This window comes from Enterococcus sp. C57 (assembly GCF_040887305.1).
In the GTDB taxonomy this organism is placed as follows: Bacteria; Bacillota; Bacilli; order Lactobacillales; family Enterococcaceae; genus Enterococcus_B; species Enterococcus_B hirae.
The window spans coordinates 1-878 of sequence record NZ_JBFOFP010000025.1; the positions used below are offsets into that span (position 1 = coordinate 1).

An 878-nucleotide genomic window follows, 5' to 3' on the forward strand; every position below is an offset into this window, starting at 1 on the left:
AGCGTTAATGGAAATTGATGAAACGTTAGACTCAGCAAAAAATCTAGTGGACTATGTGAACGGATCGAATGAACTTGCAAAACAATCTAATAATGATTTATTCGAAGATTCATCAAATGATAATCTCACGACAGAGGAAAAAGTGGAAGCGTTAATGGAAGTTGATGAGACGTTAGATTCAGCAAAAAATCTAGTGGACTATGTGAACGGATCGAATGAACTTCCAAAACAATCTAATAATGATTTATTCGATGATTCATCAAATGATAGTCTCATGACAGAAGAAATAACGGAAATATTAATGAGATTTGATGAGACATTAAACTCAGGAAAAAAACCAATGAAGTATGTAATGGAATTAAGTGAACGTCAAGAATCGAACAAATTATTCGATGAATCGTCAAATAGTCAACAGGTAGAATATCCTATAATGGAACAAACAATGGCAGGAAAAGCAGTTAATCAGCCTGGTTCGGAAAATAATCAAGTAAACTTTATAGAGGATCAGAATCAGGAATATCTGATTGATGAAGAAAAACATCCTCAGAATCCGCATAACATACATAATGATAGGGGCACAGGTGAGTTTATACAAAAGAAACAGGATAAGAGTATAAAAAATTCAGAAAATACCCCAGTGAATCAGAATCAGGAAACGGCGCTTGATGAAGAAAGACATCCAAAAAGAGCTGCTGCTCATTTATCTGAGAATCTACATAGTATACAAAACTTAGAAAGTAACCTAGGGCATCAAACAACCAAACAAACCGATAAGCAGACTATTCCTCAAACGGGGTATATTCTTGATCCTGTTCTTCCACAAAATGTCACTAAGAATAATTATTTAGAATATATTCAACTATATCAATCTATTCAGT

1 pseudogene is annotated in these 878 nt (G+C 33.7%); it reads left to right on the top strand.

The features are described 5' to 3' along the window. Positions 1-878: pseudogene (locus AB5M32_RS13630) on the top strand (hypothetical protein); the annotation flags it as partial.